Source organism: Paenibacillus sp. Soil750, assembly GCF_001428045.1.
In the GTDB taxonomy this organism is placed as follows: domain Bacteria; phylum Bacillota; class Bacilli; order Paenibacillales; family NBRC-103111; genus Paenibacillus_E; species Paenibacillus_E allorhizoplanae.
This window is the reverse complement of sequence record NZ_LMSD01000034.1, coordinates 246,236-266,329: the sequence shown is the minus strand read 5'-3', so window position 1 is coordinate 266,329 and position 20,094 is coordinate 246,236. Positions and strand designations below refer to the sequence as shown.

The window sequence follows — 20,094 nt, the reverse complement described above, 5'->3', positions numbered from 1 at the left end:
CCTACCTCCTTTTCCTTGTTTTTGTGAACGCAAAAAAACGCATCTCTCCCAGAAAGGGACGAGTGCGTTCAGCTCGTGGTTCCACCCTAATTCGACTCCCATGACGGAAGTCCTTATTAGTATCCGTTATCGGGGATAAGGCGGTGTCACTTACTACTCTGCGTTACTTCGCAGTGGGTTCAGCGTCACAGCTACAAAGGGGTAATTTTCAACCGGCAACAGGAGAAGATTTCAGCTAGTACTTCTCTCTCTGGGCAGTTCGTGATGAAAATCATGTCTTTGATCATAACTTCATATGTGATTATGGAACTCATATTACCTACTGAAGCAGGTCACGTCAAGGGGCATCCGAGGATAAAATAACTATAGCCATTCTTTCCTACACATACTGAACGACGGTGAACATGCCACCCGTTGGCTTCGTCATGTTATTCGATGTATGATGCGGCATATGACAATGAAGCGGCCAAACGCCGGGATTATGCGCTGAAAATTCAATATCCGTGGTGACTCCGCTAGGCACAAGTATCGTGTTGCGCAGTTCTCTATTGAAATGAGGTATCGTGTTCCCATCTGCTGCTGTCACCCAGAACTGATGTCCATGCAAATGGATCGGATGCGCATTCATCCCGATATTCCCAAAGCGAATGCGCACTTCCTCCCCATAACGGACAGGTAACGGCGTTGTATGTGGAAAGCAGCGACCATTCATCGTAAAAAAGTTAAAGCCATCCGACATGGTATCCAGCTCAAATCGTCCTGACTTCACTACACCTTTTTCCATGCCTTTTAGGTGAAACTCTTGCAGCATAATGAAATAATCGCGCTGAGCACTGTATTCATAGGGATCCTCAATAATAAAACCTCCACCTAAGCCCATTAACTCTTGAAATGCAGCGTCTACATGGGTGTGATACATATGTGTACCTGGTGGATTTACAATTTGAAAATGATAGTCAAAAAACTGTCCTTGTTCGATATAAGGCGAAGGTTCAACGGCTGGCACGCCGTCCATGCGATTCGGTACATCCAGCCCATGCCAGTGCACACTTGTGGCATCCGGCAGCCGATTGTGTACGCGAATAGTCACCCAATCGCCGGGAAACACGCGTATCGTCGGCCCTGGGATACTTCCGTTGTATCCCCACCCATTGAAGAACACACCTGGTAGAATTTCTTGCTCAACAGGCTCAGCGATCAGCTCAAAAAACTTCACACCTTGCAAATTAACAAAGCTTAGATCTCGCAAATTTGGTGATATGACCATGGTAGCTCCCTCCCGTTTCAACGCTCCATAGTTAAATGTATGCGGGAACGGGAGAGACTTACCTGTCTTACCTGTAACACCTTACTTCTGGTCGAAGAATCGAAGATAAGCGCCGTAGCCTTCCTTCTCCATGTCAGCCAGTGGAATGAATCGCAATGAAGCTGAATTGATGCAGTAACGAAGACCATTTGGACCTGGACCATCATTAAACACATGACCCAAATGCGAATCCGCCTCCGTACTCCGAACCTCTGTCCGTACCATGAAATGACTTGTATCTGTTACTTCTTTCACATGTCCTTCGAATAATGGCTTGGTGAAGCTCGGCCAGCCGCAGCCTGAATCGAATTTATCATAAGAAGTGAATAAGGGCTCTCCTGACACGATGTCCACGTAGAGACCTATCTCTTTGTGATCATGGAACTCATTCTGGAAGGGACGCTCTGTGGCATTATTTTGCGTAACCTCGTATTGGAGAGGTGTGAGTGCTTTCTTGCGCTCTTCTTTATCCTTCGATGTGTTCCAAAATTGTGAGATATACGCATCGCGCCCTGAACCTTTACGGTAGGCTTTGTAGTGAGTCGGGTTTTTGTGATGATAATCTTGATGATACTCTTCACCTGGATAAAATGCTTCTGCATCAATTCGCTCGATTTCCGTCACAATTGGACGATCGAATCGACCGCTGTCTTGCAGCGCTTGTTTGGACGCCTGAGCTTTGGCGAACTGTTCATCGCTATGGGCAAAAATCGCCGTACGATAAGAAGATCCCCGATCATGGAATTGCCCGCCAGCATCGGTTGGATCAATTTGACGCCAGTATGTCTCAAGTAATTTGTCGTACGGATACAATTCTGGGTCAAATGTAATTTGCACAGCTTCTGCATGCCCCGTCGTTTCGGAACACACCTCTTTGTATGTCGGATTGGTCGTGTGCCCACCTATATAACCGGAAACAACAGAAATAATGCCCGGTAGTGACTCGAAAGGCGTCACCATACACCAGAAACAACCTCCTGCAAATGTCGCTTTATCTGAATGAACTTCTTGGATAGAATCTGTCATGTTATCGCCACCTCTTTCTCAAAGTATCCTCTTATCATACCAAAAGTTAACGGGATAACCAAAAACACCGCTCATTAGTATGAACGGTGCTCGTAATTGCGCTAATGTAGGTACCCTACAGGTTATTGAAAATGTCTGTAAGAACAGGTACGATTTGTGATTTACGGGAAACAACGCCTTTAAGAACGGCTTTGTTATCAACAAGCGATACGTTGTAAGCTTTCTCAACTGCGTCTGCTTTACGTCCAAGAGCAAGACCTACGGAGTCATTGTTCAAAATGTCCGTTACAACGAACAAGAACAAGTCTAGGTTTTTCTCAGCGATAATCGCTCCAAGCGCCGTTTCGATTTCAGCTTGTTGGGAAAGGACATCGTTCACATCAACCGCATTCACTTGTGCGATTTCTGCTTTGTAGCTGCCTAATTGGAATTCTTTGGCATCCAAAGAAATCAACTGTGCAACCGTTTTGTCGCTAAGATCCGCGCCTGCTTTCAGCATGTTCAGACCATATACTTCAGCGTCTACACCAGCGATTGCAGCTAGTTCACGCGCAGCAGCAACGTCTTGCTCCGTGCAAGTTGGGGATTTGAATAGCAAAGAATCAGAAATAATAGCAGAAAGCATCAAACCAGCGATATCCGCATCGATGGAAACACCGTTTTCTTTGTACAATTTATTTAAAATCGTTGCAGTGCAACCAACCGGCTCTGCGCGGTAGTAAAGCGGGTGGCTTGTCTCGAAATTAGCAATACGGTGGTGGTCAATTACTTCCACTACACGTACTTGATCGATGTCGCTGGCGCTTTGTTGGCGCTCAACGTGGTCAACCAAGATGACATTTGCTGCTTCGTTAGCAACAGTTTGAACTTCACGTGGAGCTGCTACCTTAAAAGTGTCAAGCGCAAATTGCGTTTCGCCATTGATGGAACCTAGACGAACTGCTTCTACTTCTTGACCTAATTTTGTTTTCAGTGCTGCATAAGCAATTGCGGATGTGATTGAATCAGTGTCCGGATTTTTATGTCCGAAAATAAGTGTTTTTGACATTGTACGACTCCTTAAACGACACATTTTAGTGAGAGTGCTTATCATCTCTATATACGATTATACTCAAAAATTTAGGTAAATCCACTATTAAACGAGGAGTGTTCATAAATCCACTAGAAATGCTTGGTAAAATCGATACAAAAGCAAGGAATAAACAAATCTAGCTTACTTGGACGTATCCTCGGTTAATTGCTGTACCCATTCTTCGAATGGTTTTTGGCTGTCTACGACAATGCGATGCAGCTCCAGAGGGGGTTGATCTGACGAAGCCCAGCCTGAGTGTGTGGTGAAGGCATAGCTGAAATGAGCTTTCTTTAATATTCTGAGCGTCTTGCGGTTGTAATCACCGTACGGATAAGCGAACGTATTCGCTGGTTTCCCCAGCTCTTGCTCGATCTTGGCGCGCGCAGCGAGTATCTCTTCGCGCTGCGCTTTTTTGCTGAGCTTGGGCAGATGCGGATGCGTCACGGTATGTGACGCAATATCCCAGCCCGCTGCGCTCAGCTCATGAATTTGTGGCCAGGTGAGGTAACCTGGCGTGTTGACAAGGCCCGTCGACAAATACAGCGTCGCCGGGAATTTATGCTTCTGGAGGATGGGCAACGCCACCTCCACGTTATTGGCATAGCCGTCATCGAACGTGAGCAGCACGGGGTGAGCCGGCGACGGCATCTTGTGTGAGAGGACGCTGGCGAATTCGTCCAGCGTCAGGGGGGTGTAGTGATGCGCGGCCAAATAGTCCATTTGGCGCGTGAACGTATCGGGGTGGAGCACGTACGTGTTCCCCGGGGTCACCCCGATACTGTGGTAGTTCAGCACGGGGATGGCGACCCCGTGCTTAGCCTTCACTGGCGTGGCGAAGCACGCCAGGAGGACGCCCGCGAGCAGCAACGCTTTCTTATTCTTCCAAAGGTTCATCTTAGGTCGCCTACCTTAACTGAACACGTATGTTCACTGATTGTTCTCCTAAGCCTCCCCCATCAACTCGTCGAATATGCAAAAAATCCCAAGTATACTAGCTACTTATCAACACTTGATAGACTCCCCCGCCAATTGAATTAACTTATTCACTGTCTCCCAATTACGAGTCGTCGCAGCCACACCTAGCTTCTTCTCGATAAAGTTGTTGCTAAATTTGGAGTCGCCATAGTTTTTGCGAATGAGCAGATATACGGTCAATCCCTTGACGTGATACTCGTCAACTTCACTCTGCGCAGCATCTAGCTTAGCAAGCCCCGCATCCGTCGGAACTTGCGATAAGAAGGTAACGTATCTTTGCTCATTCGCATCCACATTCACACTCGGATATGGTGTGTCTTGTACCACCTCTTGCAGCTCCGCAGGGGTGCGAATGATGACCGGAATATCAAACGTCAGCTGTTCCTTCAACTCATGTACGATCCGATCTCGAAGGGTCGCAGCATCTACTTCTTCAGCATCAAAAATCACGTTCCCACTCTGAATATAGGTACTCACATTCGTAAATGCCATAGATTCGAAGAGCTGCCTAAGCCTGTCCATTTTAATAATTTTCTGACCACTTACATTAATTCCACGCAGCATAGCGACGTATCGCGCCATAGAATCCCCTCCCAAATCACTCATTCTACTCACCATTTCCTTACAACTTATCCTACCTCATTCACATGCATTCGATCGATGCAGGCTGCAATATAAACAGCTACGCCATCCTCATCATTACTCACAACTATCTCATCCGCTAATAGCAAAATCTCAGGATGCGCATTCGCGACTGCAACTTTACGACCTGCTTCAAGAAACATGCCTGTATCGTTCAAATTATCACCGAATACCGTCACATCCTCGGACGTGCATCCAACGAGCTCAGCCCATAACCGCAAGCCCATCTGCTTATTCGCTTCGGGATGACTGAATTCAAGGAAATAATGCCCAGCAATATAATTATCCTTCATCAAATGAATATGAACTTCTGCCCCCATCACTTCCTGTACCGCAGTTTTCAAAGGCAGAAGCTCCTCCAACAGGCCGATATACGTCAGGATTAACGTTCGCAATGTTTCCGTACTTCGGAGCTCATCCACCTCTCGAAATCTCGGATCATTCGGCCGACTTGCCAGGAATTGAAGATCCCCCGTACGTTCCAATCTCTCGTGATGTACCCGCTCGTTATCCTGCTCATCGAGTGCAAACAGCAGTGGTGTGATTCCAAAACTTTTGCCCATTTGAATAATCGCATTACTCCGCTCACAATCCAGCCAACGCCCGCCAATGACCCGCTTCTGTACAGGATCAAACAACATCGCCCCATTATACAAAACGAGTGGATACCGCCACGGAATTTCCGAAACGACTGCCTGCGAGCTCTGATAACTACGTGCAGTTGCGTAACTAATGACAACCCCCTGCTCAAGCGCTGAAGTAATGACGCTTCTTGTATAGTCCGATGGCTTCGCATTGGCGTTCAACAAAGTTCCGTCCAGATCGGTTAAGAAATAGTTAGGATCCTTATGTTGAACAAATTTGATATCCAGGCTCATGATCTATCCTCCAAGTCCCTTGTTCTTAACTGTCTTCTTTTTATCCAAGCATTATATCATAAACACATGGAGAATTTGCCTATGTCTCAACCTTCTCTCATTTTCAATCGCAATCAATTTGATTTATACTTAGGTCAATTATTCCAAAAACAGAAAGGTACGGATCACATGGCGCAGCAGCCTGCAGCGACGAATTATGAAATCGCACAAGTGTGTTTACTCGCGGGTAAAATCATGCTAGAAAACGGCGGCGAAACCTATCGGGTTGAAGATACGATGACCCACGTGGCCGAAGCCTTTGGTATTCCGAATTCTCACAGCTTTGTCACGCCTACTGGCATCATTTTCTCGATAGATGGGCCTGAACAGACGACCCGACTCATTCGTATTTCTTCGCGATCAACGGATTTACGGAAAGTAACTGTCGTGAATGCCATTTCTCGCAGAATCAGTCAAGGTGAGCTTTCACCAACAGCAGCGTATCTGGAGCTTGAAGCTCTTTGTGCCGATACACGTAGATATCCCGCGTGGTTACAGGCTTTGGCCGCTGCGATCGCGAGCGGTTGTTTTCTCATCATGTTCCAAGGTACGTGGTCCGATTTCTTCCCGGCCTTCCTTGCTGGTGGTGCGGGTACCATCGCGCTCACTTTTTTCCATCGTTTAGTTCCGATCAAATTTTTCGCTGAATTTCTCGCATCCTTAATCATTGGACTTCTAGCCTATTTAACGGTCAAAATAGGGCTCGGTCATAATCTAGATAAGATTATCATTGGCTCCGTCATGCCGCTCGTTCCTGGGCTGCTGATCACGAATGCTGTGCGCGATTTAATGGCAGGACATTTCGTATCTGGCGTCTCCAAAGGCGCGGAAGCATTTTTGACCGCATTCGCGATCGGTGCAGGGATAGCCTTTGTTTTGACATTTTATCCAGGGAAGGGGTTCTAGTATGGACATGTTAGAGCAGCTCGTAACAAGCTTCATTTCGACTTCCGCTTTCGGCATCATTTTCAATGTACCACGTAGAACGCTTGTCCAATGCGGTTTTGTTGGGATGATTGGTTGGATGCTCTATTTTTCTTTTCAAAAGGTGTATCTAGATCCCATCTTGGCCACCCTTATTGCTTCCTTTGTAGTCACGATTATTTCTCAGTTTTTCGCGAAAATATATAAAACACCCGTCATCGTATTCAGTGTTTCCGGGATCATCCCTCTAGTCCCTGGTGGACTAGCTTATGACGCCATGCGTAATGTCGTACAAAATCATTACGATGTCGCTGTGCAGCTCGCTGCGAAAGCTTTTTTGCTCTCAGGAGCAATCGCCATCGGACTGGTGTTCTCCGAAGTCATTAACGTGTTGTTAAGACGAACAAAAGCTTAAACCAACCCTATAAACGAATAAACGTTTAATCATTAATAGTTTTTACCTATAACTCCATCCCTTTTACATCTTGGATTTTTTCATAACTGCCCTTTACACTAGGGGTATAGAACAATACACCAAGGTTTGGAAATGGAGCTGAAGACGCATGACCAACAACGCTAACCATCAGATTTTAACGAAATTCGATGAAATTGCCCAAAAGTATGACAGCCAACGCAGAAAGTTGATTCCTTGCTTCGATGATTTTTATAATACGGCCGCTTCTTTGGTCCAATTAGACCAGCAAGCACCACGTATTCTTGATTTAGGCGCAGGGACAGGACTTTTCTCATCCTATATCTTGCGTTCGTACCCAGAGGCGCGTTTAACCTTAATTGACCTGTCGACGGGGATGCTGGATATAGCCAAAGAAAGATTTGCTGAAACAGGGGCTTCGGAAGTAACCTACCATCTCGGAGATTATTCGACCTTTGAGGATGGAGAGCCTTATGATGCTATCATCTCCTCCCTCTCCATTCATCATTTGGAGGATGAGGCTAAGCAAGCACTGTATGCACACATTTTCCACTTATTAAAACCTGGCGGCGTCTTCGTTAATGCCGATCAAGTCTTAGGCAAGACTCCCTTCCTTGATGGCTTATACCGATCGGATTGGGTCGCCAAGATTGAAGCCACGGATCTATCTCCAGAAGCGCTGCAAGCCGCCTATGAGCGTACGAAGCTGGACAAAATGGCACCGTTGGATACGCAGCTTGGCTGGCTTCGCGACTCCGGCTTTTCAGATGTGGACTGCGTCTATAAGTCCTATAATTTTGTCGTGATGTTGGCTAGAAAAATTTAATGGGATTGAGATGACTACTTCTACACGGAAGCTTTACCAGATCGTCGGCTTGGACACCATGAACCACATCATCGCAAGCGTAATGATCACATACAAGATCAAAGCCTTACGTAGCTTGTTTACGAGGAAATTACGATCTTCATGCGGAGCTTTGAGCTGGCGCAACAGTGGTGAGAATGCACGTGCAATGAAGTAAAGCGAAGCAACCATAATTAGGACCGTCGCGACAATCCAAGAAGTTTTCCAACTCCAGGCCGTAATCCATGTTAATAAAATACCAGTAGCGACCAACACATGTCCTGCATGCTTCGTCAGTCGAACCGTAATCCGAAACGGCTCTAAGTAATCAGGCAGCTGCTCGAATGGTGCTCTACGGATAAGTGCTAATAAGGGAAACAAGACAAAATAAGGGCCGATGCTTAACACAACGCTGAAAATATGAATATAGAGCATGATAATATACCAAGACAAGTTGACCATCCTATCTGTAATGTGAATAAACCGTGTGAATCCAAGGATCCACACGGTTCTTTGTGTTATTCGGCTTTTGTAAATTCGTGTACCCATACTTTCATCTGTGGCAGCCAAGGCATACCTGGATGCATTGCAAGAATACTGTCGCGATACTCATCAACGGTTTCGTGACCTTCTTGTTTCGCATGTTCAGGTGTTAGTTCACCCAAAGCTTGCTGATAAACGTTGGTTACTGTAAAGGATGTGCCTTGCAGATCCATGGTTTCACCAATATCCGCATAACGTCCATTACGACGACAAGCCGTTTTTTGGCCAGCAAGCACTTTGCTTACTTCTGCTTCTTTCGTAACTAGTCGATCAATGGAACACGTTTTTGGTGGTAAAGTCTCATTTACGTTCGTTTCACTCATGTTGTTCCCTCCTTTTGCCAGTTTTCATTATAGCGAATCCGCTTCGCTTTGTCGAACTGACACAATTCTTAAGTTCCAATAGCCGCAATTACTCCCTCAAAGCTTCCTTCAGCTTCGTAGACATGCTCTCCATGGACCCCGACACAGGGGGTTTAACACCGCGCAGACGCGCAATTTCCGCCTTTAATCTCTCATTCTCAGATAACAACGCCTCAAGTTTGACGATCATCTGATCTCGATCTAAGTGATCCCACTTCCCCATCCTTATCCCTCCTATGCTCAAAAATACCCCCTCCTCGCAAATCGATCATCCCATCGGATTCTCTCCATGCTTCAAAGGGGGTGCTTCCTATTGCTAATCATGTAGCAATTATTTCGTGATTTTGATTGTATATAATCGTGCAGTTTCTTCCCAAACTTCACCTGGCTCCAAGGAAACAAGTCCGATTTGATCAGCAGGCAGATCCACATTCGGCGCATTAACCAAATTCATTTGTGGCTCAGGGCAGAAGAAACCTTCTGTTTTGCCATTGTTCCAGATCATCCATTGCTTATAGGATGTCCCTACATCATAAACGAGTTTGATGCCTTCACGTGCATCTGTCAATGCCATGAAGTTGCGGCTATTTTGCGGAACACTCGTATAGTGATTATCCATTCCTTCGAAAAATGGCGACAAACCGCCTACTTTCATCTTCTCTTCATCTGCGGATAGCGCTTGATACTCGCCCGTTGGCAGCATTCGCTCGTTCAACGCCCAACGCTCACCGATTGTCATTTGGAACGTATAATCCGAAGGCTGGCTGTTCACGGCAAATGGCGCGTTAATCGTTGTATGGAACGCTAACAAGCATGGCATCGCTACATTGCCCTCATTATGTACGGAAATCTGTTGGTGCAAACCTTGCTCATTCAAGGTATAGATCAAGCGGATTGTAAAGTCAAAAGGTAGGAATTCATGAACGGAATGTCCCTCACGTACTCGCAAAGCTAATGCGACGCGGCTTTCATTGCCATCACTGCTGAAATTCTCAACTGCCCATGGAATATTGTGTACAAATCCATGCAAATGATTACCTGTCTTAGGTTCATTGACTGGGAATTGGAATACGTTCCCTTTCCAAGGGAATTTGCCATCCTCATAACGGTTCGGCGGGAATAACACAGGAATTCCATGAACGATTGGGCGCTCTTTAAACGCTTCCATCTCTTCCAGCGCAGGCTCGCGCAAGAAACGGTATTCCTTCTCTATATCACGGAAAGCAATCAGATTTGCACCAACATCTGGCAAAACTACCGCTTCATAACGCCCAGCTTGCAGCCAAATCGCTTGTTCACCGTTGTACGTTCCTTCATATGCTTTGGTAGACATCTCTTCATTCTCCTCCTAGTTAACTGCTTATCCTTGTCCAATATTTGGACGGACACAATGATTTCACTTTAGCCCATATGTGCAAAAAAAGTCAATGGACGTAAATTTCTTTTATATCGACAAATGTGACTTTCCATTTACATGAGAAGAAAAACCTGAGGCTATGGGCCTCAGGTCCATTACATACATGGATAACTTAGCGTTTCCAGACTGCATCATTCCAACGAAGCTCATTGCGGAACTGCAAGGTTGATGTATTTTTATTAATAATGACGACTTCAATCCCTGCTAGCTCAGCCCAATCCACGAGTTGCCGAGATCGTTGGACAAATTTCAAGCATATGCGAGCCAAGTACGAGCTCATTGCCTGATTCCATATGATACGTATAGTCCTCCATGAAGGAAGTCCCTTTGTTGTTCGCCATGATTTTCATCACACGCAACAATGCAGATGTTTTCCAATCCCCTTCGCCACCGAACCCGTATCCTTGCTCCATCAAACGTTGAACCGCAAGACCTGGCATTTGCTTAAGACCATGCAAGTCCTCAAATGTTGTTGTGAATGCGCCGAAACCGCCCTCTTGGAGGAATGACTACTTCATCCCAAGCTCGATGCGAGCTTGCTCACGAATCGCTTCACGAATCGGACCTGCTGTACGTCCTTCAGGCATAATATCATACACTTCGTCACCGTGAGCAGCTTGGTTTATGTTCATGAAATCCATATCGATCGTATCCCAAGGAATATCCCGATTGAATTGTGTATGCAAGTGAAGCAACGGCTTACGGTACTCCGAAAGTCCTGCAATCCACATTTTGGCCGGAGAGAACATATGCATCCAAGTAATAATTCCCTCTCAGGAATCATCCGCAGTTCGTTGATTAACGGATCATTATTGACGAGCTTCCTCGCGAATCGAGCGAAGTCGTTTCATAACATCATTGTCACCACGACCAAAATAGTCATGCAGCTTGCTGTACTCTTGGTATAGCTTCTCGTATACAGCCACATTCTCTGCAATCGGCTTGAACGTTTCTTTACGAACACGTGCCATTTGCTTCGCGGCATCTACAATGCTGTCATAACCGCCTTTGTCCGCACCTGCAGCAACTGCACCGAACATCGCTGCGCCAAGCGCTGGCGTTTGTTTCGAATCCGCGATTTTGATTTCACGATTCGTTACATCTGCGTAAATTTGCATCAAAAGATGATTCTTTTGCGGCAATCCGCCACATGCGTACAATTCTTCAACCGCAACCCCATTGCTATGGAAAGCATCAACAATTTTACGTGTGCCGAAAGCGGTTGCTTCCAGCAAAGTGCGATAGATTTCTTCTGGTTTCGTAAGTAATGAATAACCTAGGATAAATCCATTTAACTCTGTATCTACAAGCACTGAGCGGTTGCCGTTCCACCAATCCAAGGCAAGCAAGCCTGTTTCACCTGGTTTGTAAGCGGATGCACGACGCTCCAGCCATTCATGCACGTTGATGCCTTCCTCAGCGGCAGCCTTTACTACATACGCAGGAACTCCTTGCTCCACATACCATGCGAAAATATCACCAACTGCCGATTGTCCTGCTTCGTAGCCTAAGTAGCCAGGAATGATGCCGTCTTCAACTACGCCGCACATGCCTTCTACTTCTTTCTCTTCAGTGCCAAGCAGCATATGACAAACTGAAGTCCCCATTGCCATAACTAGCTTGCCTGGCGTAACTACGCCAACACCTGGTACAGCCGCATGCGCATCAACGTTTCCAACCGCGATCGCAGTTCCAGCAACAAGACCCATGCGCTCAGCCATAGCAGCTGTCAATTCCCCGGCTTTCGTACCTAGGGCAACAACATCTCCGCGAAGCTTCGTTTCTGTAACATCTACAAGTCTAGGGTCCAATGCTCCAAAGAAATCTTGGCTTGGGTACCCGTCTTGCTTGTGCCAAATGGATTTATAGCCTGCTGTACAACTGTTACGCACGATCTCGGTTTGCCCTGTCATTTGAGACACAACCCAATCCGTCGCTTCTAAGAAACGATCCGTTTGCTCATAAATCTCAGGTGCTTCATTCAAAATCTGCCCAACCTTCGCAATCATCCATTCGGAAGAAATTTTACCGCCATAACGTGGTAAGAAAACTTCCCCTCTGCTCGCTGCAATCTCATTAATAAGTGTTGCTTCATCTTGTGCTGCATGATGCTTCCACAGTTTCACCCAGCTGTGTGGATTAGTCGCAAGTGCTGGTTCGAGACACAGCGGTAGACCCGCTTTATTGATTGGCAGCATTGTACACGCCGTGAAATCAATACCCAATCCGATAATATCTGCTGGATCTACGCCAGATGCACGTACAACTGCTGGAACAGATCGTGTGAGTACATCGATATAATCCTGAGGATGTTGTAAAGCCCAATCGTATTCTAACTTCACACCGGATACCGGCAGTTTCTCATCAATAACATTGTGAGGATATGGTGTAACGTGATCTGCCACCTCTGTGCCATCACTCAAATCAACCAGAACCGCACGTCCTGATTCCGTGCCATAGTCAACACCAATCGCATATTTCTTCGACATGGGGAGCCTCCTTCATTCAAAATTATACCTGTTTCTTGCTCTTCGTATAGAATTTGTACGTACAAGTTGACTACACCCATTATCAAAAATTACGGAATGCGAATGGTTGACTCTCGGATGACCAGTTCAGGCTTGTACACTTTCCCCGTTTCGCTGCCGATTACTCGCTTATTCTCAATCATATCAATTAAAATGCCCGCTGCGTCACTGCCAAGTTCCGTTTTGGGATGCGAAAGTGACGTCAATTTCACCTCGGTTGCCGTTGCTAGATTCGAGTCATCGAAACCGATTAAAGAGATGTCTTGTGGTACCTGCATACCAATTGTGCGTACAGCTTCAAGCAGATGAATCGCTAGCTCGTCATTGTAGCATACGAAAGCCGTTGGCCGTTCCTCTGCTGCACTATGTTCTAGCATAGCGAGCGCGCTTCTGTAAGGTTTGGTCCGCTTTTCTTCCGTCGTATAATGAATAACGAATTCAGGCAGCAGCGGAATCTGGTAATGATGATGCGCACGTATAAAGCCTTTTAACCGATTTACACCTTGCAAATCATCCGTTTTAAAAAAGCCCGCTAACCGTCTATGTCCCAGCTGAATCAAATGCGCTGCTGCCTTAAATCCACCATCTTCATCATCGACGATCAAGGAAGGACAATTCATCTCAGGGTATCGCTCATTTATCATGAGATAAGGAATATGCTGGTAGTCCAATGACAAATAATAGCTAAGATTCGGGTTGCCCTCCGCGCTTTTCGTCGGCTCAATAATAAGACCGCTTAGAGGCTGTCTCATCATCATATCCAAGCTTTCCCGTTCTTTCGCTTTGTCGTTATCCGTGGAGGAGAGCAGCAGTCTATAACCTCTCGCCCGTAATGTGGCCTCTGCTCCTCTAACAATATGCGGAAAAATATAGTCAGAAATATAACTCGTCAGGATGCCTATCGTTTGTACATCGCGTGATTTTTGCGTTTGTGGTGTAGAGACGAAGGTTCCTTTACCTTGCATCCGATACAACCAGCCTTCTTTCTCCAGTTCACCAAACGTCTGCCTTACCGTCTGACGACTCATTAGGAACTGTTCAGCAATTTCATTTTCAGATGGCATTTGATCATTTGGTTTAAGCCTTCCAGTATGTAACCAGGATAAAATTTCCTGTTTTAATTGTTGATATTTCGGTAATTGCTTTTCTTTCATGCTTCACCTCAGTGCTTTGATTGTGAACGTATTATATCATCCGCTCAACTTGTATGTACATGTTTCTATGAAACGACGTTGCTATGTCAAATAGGTGCTATTCCACTAATTTGCTCATCAGCAGTTTGATCTTGGTATCCGTATCAGATCCGATGGATGGCGTATATACACTGCATCTCAGATCCGTTCTCCCTTGCACCTGCAAGGTCGTTAGATCGAACAACATTTTCCCGACCTTGGCATGTCGAAATTCAATGAAAACTTCTGGTGCAGTGCTAACATCACTCTCATTCCAAAAGGCACGAAAATCTTTGCTCCGCTCACTCAGTTCTTCAATAAACTCGCTATACCAGTTATCTCCCACATATTGACCATAATAGGAACGAAACATCGACAAGAAACCTTTGGCGAAGTCGCTCCAATTCACTGCCAATGATTTCAATTCTTTCCGGGTAAAAAGCAGCCATATCATATTGCGCTCCAACTCTGGGAGTTTAGCAAAATCAAGAAAGACTGCCGCAGCCGCTTGATTCCAACCAACAATGTGACATCGGCGATCCGAAACAATCGTGGGGCAATCATGCAGCTCAGTCAAAATCCGATTCAAAGCCGGACTTATGGTCGGTATTTGATCAACAAAAGTCGCTGGCGCTGGTTGTTCCAACGCTAAACTGAACAAGTACTGCCGCTCATCCTCATTTAGTTGTAAGGCCATCGCAATGCGATCAAGTACCTGAACGGACATTTTGATGTCTCGCCCTTGTTCCAGCCAGGTATACCACGTCGTACTCACACCAGCAATCGTTGCGACTTCCTCTCGGCGCAACCCCGGCGTCCGCCGTCTACTACCGCCTAATAATCCAACTTCATGCGGTTGGATACGTGACCGATGTGCCATGAGAAAGTTAGATAATTCTTGAAGCCTCTCCTTCGTGTTCATGCCAGGTATCCTCCTTAGCCTAGTATCATAGAAGCCATTATACCAGTATAAACGCTAACTTGTAATAGGATACACAGTGTGACATTCTAATTAAAAAAGGAGGACGATGCGATGAAACGTGTGGTTATAACAGGAATGGGCGTCATTACGCCAATAGGAAATCAAGTGGATACATTCTGGGGGAATTTGACGGCAGGTCAATCAGGCATTTCTAAAATAGAGCAATTCGACACATCGGATTACAAAACGAACTTTGCTGGCGTTGTCCGGGATTTTGATGCCGAAGCCGCTGTTGGACGTCGCGAGGTGCGACGTATGGATCGCTACTGCCAGTTCGCCGTTGCGGCAGCTAAACAAGCCCTCGATGATGCTGCTCTCGTGATTGATGCCTCCAACGAAGAACATGTTGGTGTCTATATCGGCTCTGGCATTGGCGGCATCCAAACCATCTTGGACAACTATCGAACGCTGCTGGCCAGAGGACCTAGCCGAGTCAGTCCGACCGTTGTTCCGATGATGATCGCCAACATGGCGGCTGCACAGGTTAGCATCTTGTACGGCGTTAAAGGGCCAACCTTGGCTCCCGTTACCGCCTGCGCAACGGGCAATAACGCCATTGGCGAAGCCTTTAAGCTCATCCAACGCGGAGGCGCAGATGCCGTCATTGCCGGTGGCGCCGAAGCGACGGTCACCGACCTCGCGCTCGCGGGCTTCGGCAATGCAACCGCGTTGTCGACGCGCTGCGACGCGCCGGAGCAGGCAAGCCGCCCGTTTGACGCGCAGCGCGACGGATTCGTTGCCGCCGAAGGCGCCGGCGTCTTGATCTTGGAGTCGCTCGAACATGCGGAGCGACGCGGGGCTCGGATCCATGCCGAAATCGTCGGCTATGGATCCACCTCGGACGCCTACCACATCGTGGCGACCGATCCCGAGGGCTCGGGTGCCTACCGAGCCATGCGCGACGCGCTAGTCGATGCGGGGATTGACGCGTCGGAGATCAGCACCATCAACGCTCACGCGACGAGCACCGTCGCGGGTGATCTCTCCGAGACGCTGGCAATCAAGCGTCTACTTGGCCGCGGCGCTTACGACGTGCCGATCAGCGCCAACAAATCCATGATCGGCCACATGCTTGGCGCCGCCGGCGGTGTCGAGGCCGTCGCCCTGATCAAAACCTTACAGGACGGCCTCATCCCCCCAACCATCAACTTGGACAATCCAGATCCTCAGTGTGATTTGGATTACGTGCCCCATGTGGCGCGGCGTGCGGAGCTTCAGTACGGGCTGTCGAGCTCATTTGGTTTTGGCGGGCATAATGCGGTGTTAATATTGAAGAAGTTTGGGTGAGCGGGGGGAACGGCACATCACTTCGATGTTCCGCGAATTGTGGAATGACATTTTTCAAATAATGTCAGTTGTAAGTTGTCAGTTCGCTGTGTGGAGAATCACAATACACTTTCTTGAGGTCCATCACATCACATCACATCACTATTCTACAAAGTGGGAAATGACATTTTTCAAATAATGTCAGTTGTACACTGTCAGTTGGCTGTGTGGGGAATCACAATACACTTACCAGAGATCACTCACCTCACTAATCTCTAGAGTAAGAAATGACATTTTTCAAATCAGTCGGCTGTGTTGAGACACACAATACACTTTCCTGAGGTCCATCACATCACTATTCTGCAAAGTAGGAAATGACATTTTTCAAATAATGTCATTGTAATTTATTTTTGGTCATTGTATCCATCATTAATCGTTTCAGCGACGTGGAGATTTGGTTGTTCATCAGCATCATAACACAACAAAAAACCGTGCGATGCACGGTTTTTTGGCTATTCTATGGTCGATAATTGGATAATTGCTTAAGCTAGTTTCTCTGCATAGATATGACGAATGATATCTCCACGACTAATGATGCCAGCGAGAACACCGTTGCGTTCAACAGGCACTTTTTTTATCTGCTTATGAGCTAGGATCGCTGAGACTTCTTCGATGTCGGTATCCGACTGCACCTTGACCACTTTACGTTTGGCAATTTTCATTATGTTCATATGTCGTATGAGATCACATCGAAATTCAAAGGGTTCGCTATTTTCATAAAAATGAGTCATATAGAAACCAGTATCAATTACTTTAAGTTTATGTTTGCCAATCCTTCTAAGAATATCCCCATCACTTATAAATCCAATGATTTCATTGTAGTCGTTCACGATTGGCAAACCACTAAGCCGGTATGTGATTAATTTATCAATAGCAGCTCCAACGGTATCGCATTCTTTTAACTTATGAACGGGGTGAGTCATGATCTCTAAAGCTACTGATTGGATATCCTCACAGTTTACAAGCTTATTTGAATGAAGCATATCCGTCATCTACTTTGATCGTACTGCCGTTGATGCCGCTTGCTGCATCAGATGCAAGGAATAGCACCGTATCTGCGATTTGCTCTGAATTCAAAAATTCGCCATGCATATGTTTTTGTGCAATCGGATCTTCCATACCTCGATCTTTTAAACCTTTAACAATATTCGTGTGGACAAATCCAGGAGCAACGCCAACAACTCGAATATGGTATGGAGCTAGCTCGAGCGCTGCAACCTGGGACATCATAACAACAGCAGCCTTTGCAACGTTATATCCGAATATATTCGACGAAGCAAGAAACCCCATAACTGAAGCTGTGTTGATAATGGTACCGCCGTGCCCAAGTTCTTGCATTTTCCGACCCGCTGCCAAAATACCATAATAAACACCGTCTTGATTGATTCGAGTTACTTTATGATACATCTCTGGTGAGTGCTGTAATAACGGCGCGGTCGCTCCAATACCTGCATTGTTGAACATTACATCAAGACGTCCGTATGTCGCTGAAGCAAAATTGACTAGCGATTCAACTTGTTCAAAATCACCAACATCCGCTCTTTTAAAAGATGCTTCTCCACCGAATGCCTTGATCATGTCAACTGTTTCTTGGCCAGTAGCTTCGTTGTAGTCTGCAACCACAACTTTGGCTCCTTCTTGAGCGAATTTCAGACACGTTTCTCTACCTATCCCGCTGCCACCACCCGTAATAATGGCTACTTTATTATCGAATCTCATTGTTGTTACCTCCATGCAATTTATGATCTTAATGGATTACAGCTAATTAAGCAGTCATACCGCCGTCGATGACCATCTCTGTACCTGTAATAAAGCTAGATTCGTCAGAAGCAAGAAACACAACCAAATCAGCGACTTCTTCTGGTGTTCCAACTCTATTAAGTGGAATGCCTGCTGCCAATTGCGTTGTTGTTACTTGTTTCCCGGAAGCGACCGCATCCCCCATTTGTGTTTGAATCACACCAGGATGAATGGAGTTGACGCGTACTTGGTGCGCTGCAACTTCTTTTGCCAAGTCTTTGGACATGGTACGAACTGCGCCTTTACTTGCACCGTATAGCGTAGTATCCGCGGCTCCTTTAATGCCTGCAACAGAGGAAGTATTGATAATCGAGCCACTCTTTTGCGCAATCATCGTTGTCACTGCGTGTTTCATGCCTAGAAATACCCCCATTACGTTAATTCCTAATAAAGTTTGCCATTCTTCTACCGCGTAGTCCGTCACCGGCTTCGTACTATAAATACCAGCATTATTGAACAAAATATCAATAGTTCCGAATTTGTCAATCGTTGTGTTAACGACCAAACCCCAATCCGCTTCTTTTTGAACATCGTGCTTTATGAAAACAACTTCATTCGAAATTGATTTGAATTCATCTAACGTCTGATTGCCGAGTTGTTCGTTAATATCCGTAAAGACGACCTTAGCGCCTTGTTCTAAAAACTTTTTGACGGTTGCCTTGCCTATTCCGTTTGCTCCACCTGTCACGATCGCTGTTTTCCCTAGTAGTCTCATGATTCAGATCTCCTTTTTGTAATCATGTTGTAAGCCTCCATATACGACCGGAAGAGTCATACATGCTTCGCAGAACCTAGTATAACTCACGCATAAAAATAAATAAAATTAATGTTATTTACTTTATGATTAGTTATACTAATGTAATAAAGGAGCTAAATTTTATGAAACTAGAACAGATGCACTACATTATTGAAGTCGCAAAAACGAAATCACTTACGATGGCGGCTAACAATCTGAACGTGACACAATCTGCAGTAAGTCAATCAATTGCTAGTTTGGAATCGGAGTTTGGACTTCCTATTTTCATCCGTTCGCGAACAGGTGTTGTGCCTACGAAAGAGGGTTTGAGCATCATTCAAACAGCGTTGGAAGTCGTAACTAAACTGCAGGATATGAAGGAAAGAGTGTTACGATTATCACAAACGATGCAAGCAGAATTGCAAGTAGCCTCCATTCCTGGCGTAATGAGTTCTCTCGTTAAAACAGTATCCAGCTTTAAAAATGATTACCCGGACGTTTCTTTCCGCATTATCGAAGCTAATTCTGATCTTATCATGCAAGAAATAAGACAAAACAAAGTAGATTTAGGTTTAGTGGGAATGAGAGGCAGTACGACAAATGAGGCTGGGATTACGTTTGAACCAATTTGGGAAGGAAAAATAGTTGTTGGGGTTTGGCAGAACTCCCCGCTCGCCGCCAAAAAGAAAATTACGCCTGCTGAGATGCGGAAGTTATCTTTTGCCTTGTACGATGAAACTTATATTCATGATTTTTTGCATGATTTTTCTGAAGACCATGGTAAGTTATCCATTTTATTTAGGAGTAACAATCCCAATGCGATAGCTACGGCTTTGAAGGAAAACCTCGCAGCAACATTTGGCTATGATTTTTCTTTTTTTGATAGCCCATATGCCTTAAATGGAAGTCTTGTTATGCTCGAAATCGATGAAGTGGAGCAAATTCCGATACAGTTAGGCTGGGTACGTTCAGATACAGATAAAAATGTTCAAATATCCAACCTATTCATTCAACGCTTTCTACAGCATTTTCAAAATAAACCTTAACGACAAAATGCCGCGCTGATCAGCGCGGCATTGTTTTAGGGTA

At 45.8% G+C, this 20,094-nt stretch carries 21 protein-coding genes and 1 pseudogene; 5 read left to right on the top strand and 17 right to left on the bottom strand.

The genetic code is table 11. The features are described 5' to 3' along the window. Positions 1-379 precede the first annotated feature (379 nt). The 6 genes from ASL11_RS25815 to ASL11_RS25790 form a co-directional block, all read right to left on the bottom strand. Positions 380-1,267, bottom strand: coding sequence for a multicopper oxidase family protein (locus tag ASL11_RS25815; RefSeq protein ID WP_056621247.1), 888 nt, complete (start codon positions 1,265-1,267; stop codon positions 380-382). A gap of 81 nt (positions 1,268-1,348) precedes the next feature. Continuing rightward, entirely contained in the window at positions 1,349-2,332 is a 984-nt protein-coding gene (gene msrB / locus ASL11_RS25810) for a peptide-methionine (R)-S-oxide reductase MsrB (protein ID WP_056621245.1), read from the bottom strand. Positions 2,333-2,447: 115 nt separating this feature from the next. Further along, positions 2,448-3,380 carry a manganese-dependent inorganic pyrophosphatase gene (locus ASL11_RS25805; RefSeq protein ID WP_056621243.1) on the bottom strand — a complete coding sequence of 311 codons (933 nt, stop codon included), beginning with the start codon at positions 3,378-3,380 and terminating at the stop codon, positions 2,448-2,450. Between the two features lie 165 nt (positions 3,381-3,545). Continuing rightward, positions 3,546-4,298, bottom strand: a complete 753-nt coding sequence (locus tag ASL11_RS25800; RefSeq protein WP_063795689.1) for a polysaccharide deacetylase family protein — start codon at positions 4,296-4,298, stop codon at positions 3,546-3,548. 108 nt (positions 4,299-4,406) lie between these two features. Continuing rightward, complete coding sequence (locus ASL11_RS25795; RefSeq protein ID WP_056621241.1) at positions 4,407-4,961, bottom strand: DUF1697 domain-containing protein; 555 nt, start codon at positions 4,959-4,961, stop codon at positions 4,407-4,409. 47 nt (positions 4,962-5,008) lie between these two features. After that, entirely contained in the window at positions 5,009-5,899 is an 891-nt protein-coding gene (locus tag ASL11_RS25790) for an HAD family hydrolase (protein WP_056621237.1), read from the bottom strand. A gap of 168 nt (positions 5,900-6,067) precedes the next feature. Here ASL11_RS25790 and ASL11_RS25785 point away from each other — a divergent pair, with 168 nt between their 5' ends. The 3 genes from ASL11_RS25785 (at position 6,068) to ASL11_RS25775 (ending at position 8,121) form a co-directional block, all read left to right on the top strand. Beyond that, positions 6,068-6,844 (top strand): threonine/serine exporter family protein, encoded by a 777-nt coding sequence (locus tag ASL11_RS25785; protein WP_056621852.1) that lies wholly within the window; start codon positions 6,068-6,070, stop codon positions 6,842-6,844. Between the two features lies 1 nt (position 6,845). Next, positions 6,846-7,277: a threonine/serine exporter family protein gene (locus ASL11_RS25780; RefSeq protein WP_200962483.1), complete on the top strand. Its 432-nt coding sequence runs from the start codon at positions 6,846-6,848 to the stop codon at positions 7,275-7,277. A gap of 148 nt (positions 7,278-7,425) precedes the next feature. Beyond that, positions 7,426-8,121, top strand: coding sequence for a class I SAM-dependent methyltransferase (locus ASL11_RS25775; RefSeq protein WP_056621235.1), 696 nt, complete (start codon positions 7,426-7,428; stop codon positions 8,119-8,121). A gap of 33 nt (positions 8,122-8,154) precedes the next feature. On the opposite strand, the gene ASL11_RS25770 is transcribed toward ASL11_RS25775, so the two are convergent. From ASL11_RS25770 to ASL11_RS25735, 8 genes and pseudogenes are all read right to left on the bottom strand, one after another. After that, a complete protein-coding gene (locus tag ASL11_RS25770; protein ID WP_056621232.1) occupies positions 8,155-8,601 on the bottom strand; it encodes a hypothetical protein in 447 nt (148 codons plus the stop codon). 56 nt (positions 8,602-8,657) lie between these two features. After that, entirely contained in the window at positions 8,658-9,005 is a 348-nt protein-coding gene (locus tag ASL11_RS25765) for a hypothetical protein (protein ID WP_056621231.1), read from the bottom strand. A gap of 88 nt (positions 9,006-9,093) precedes the next feature. Then, on the bottom strand, positions 9,094-9,267 hold the full coding sequence (locus ASL11_RS36755) for a hypothetical protein (RefSeq protein ID WP_157257055.1): 174 nt from the start codon (positions 9,265-9,267) through the stop codon (positions 9,094-9,096). Between the two features lie 108 nt (positions 9,268-9,375). Next, the gene (locus ASL11_RS25760; RefSeq protein WP_056621230.1) at positions 9,376-10,377 is read right to left on the bottom strand and encodes an aldose 1-epimerase; all 1,002 of its coding nucleotides are present in this window, start codon (positions 10,375-10,377) and stop codon (positions 9,376-9,378) included. 305 nt (positions 10,378-10,682) lie between these two features. Beyond that, a pseudogene (locus tag ASL11_RS36020) lies at positions 10,683-11,231 on the bottom strand (L-arabinose isomerase family protein); the annotation flags it as partial. A gap of 39 nt (positions 11,232-11,270) precedes the next feature. Beyond that, the gene (locus ASL11_RS25745) at positions 11,271-12,950 is read right to left on the bottom strand and encodes a ribulokinase (RefSeq protein WP_056621223.1); all 1,680 of its coding nucleotides are present in this window, start codon (positions 12,948-12,950) and stop codon (positions 11,271-11,273) included. A gap of 89 nt (positions 12,951-13,039) precedes the next feature. Next, complete coding sequence (locus ASL11_RS25740; RefSeq protein WP_056621219.1) at positions 13,040-14,143, bottom strand: GntR family transcriptional regulator; 1,104 nt, start codon at positions 14,141-14,143, stop codon at positions 13,040-13,042. 97 nt (positions 14,144-14,240) lie between these two features. Continuing rightward, the gene (locus ASL11_RS25735) at positions 14,241-15,083 is read right to left on the bottom strand and encodes a helix-turn-helix transcriptional regulator (RefSeq protein WP_056621218.1); all 843 of its coding nucleotides are present in this window, start codon (positions 15,081-15,083) and stop codon (positions 14,241-14,243) included. 111 nt (positions 15,084-15,194) lie between these two features. Here ASL11_RS25735 and fabF point away from each other — a divergent pair, with 111 nt between their 5' ends. Further along, the gene (gene fabF / locus ASL11_RS25730; RefSeq protein ID WP_056621217.1) at positions 15,195-16,430 is read left to right on the top strand and encodes a beta-ketoacyl-ACP synthase II; all 1,236 of its coding nucleotides are present in this window, start codon (positions 15,195-15,197) and stop codon (positions 16,428-16,430) included. 521 nt (positions 16,431-16,951) lie between these two features. On the opposite strand, the gene ASL11_RS25725 is transcribed toward fabF, so the two are convergent. From ASL11_RS25725 to ASL11_RS25715, 3 genes are read right to left on the bottom strand one after another with little or no spacing between them, the layout of a single operon-like run. After that, on the bottom strand, positions 16,952-17,392 hold the full coding sequence (locus ASL11_RS25725) for a CBS domain-containing protein (protein ID WP_235550581.1): 441 nt from the start codon (positions 17,390-17,392) through the stop codon (positions 16,952-16,954). A 43-nt stretch (positions 17,393-17,435) separates the two neighbouring features. Then, positions 17,436-18,188, bottom strand: coding sequence for an SDR family NAD(P)-dependent oxidoreductase (locus tag ASL11_RS25720; protein ID WP_056621214.1), 753 nt, complete (start codon positions 18,186-18,188; stop codon positions 17,436-17,438). 46 nt (positions 18,189-18,234) lie between these two features. Beyond that, on the bottom strand, positions 18,235-18,984 hold the full coding sequence (locus ASL11_RS25715; protein WP_056621212.1) for an SDR family NAD(P)-dependent oxidoreductase: 750 nt from the start codon (positions 18,982-18,984) through the stop codon (positions 18,235-18,237). A 164-nt stretch (positions 18,985-19,148) separates the two neighbouring features. Between ASL11_RS25715 and ASL11_RS25710 the strand changes: the two genes are divergently transcribed. Next, complete coding sequence (locus ASL11_RS25710) at positions 19,149-20,051, top strand: LysR family transcriptional regulator (protein WP_056621211.1); 903 nt, start codon at positions 19,149-19,151, stop codon at positions 20,049-20,051. The last annotated feature ends 43 nt before the right edge of the window (positions 20,052-20,094 follow it).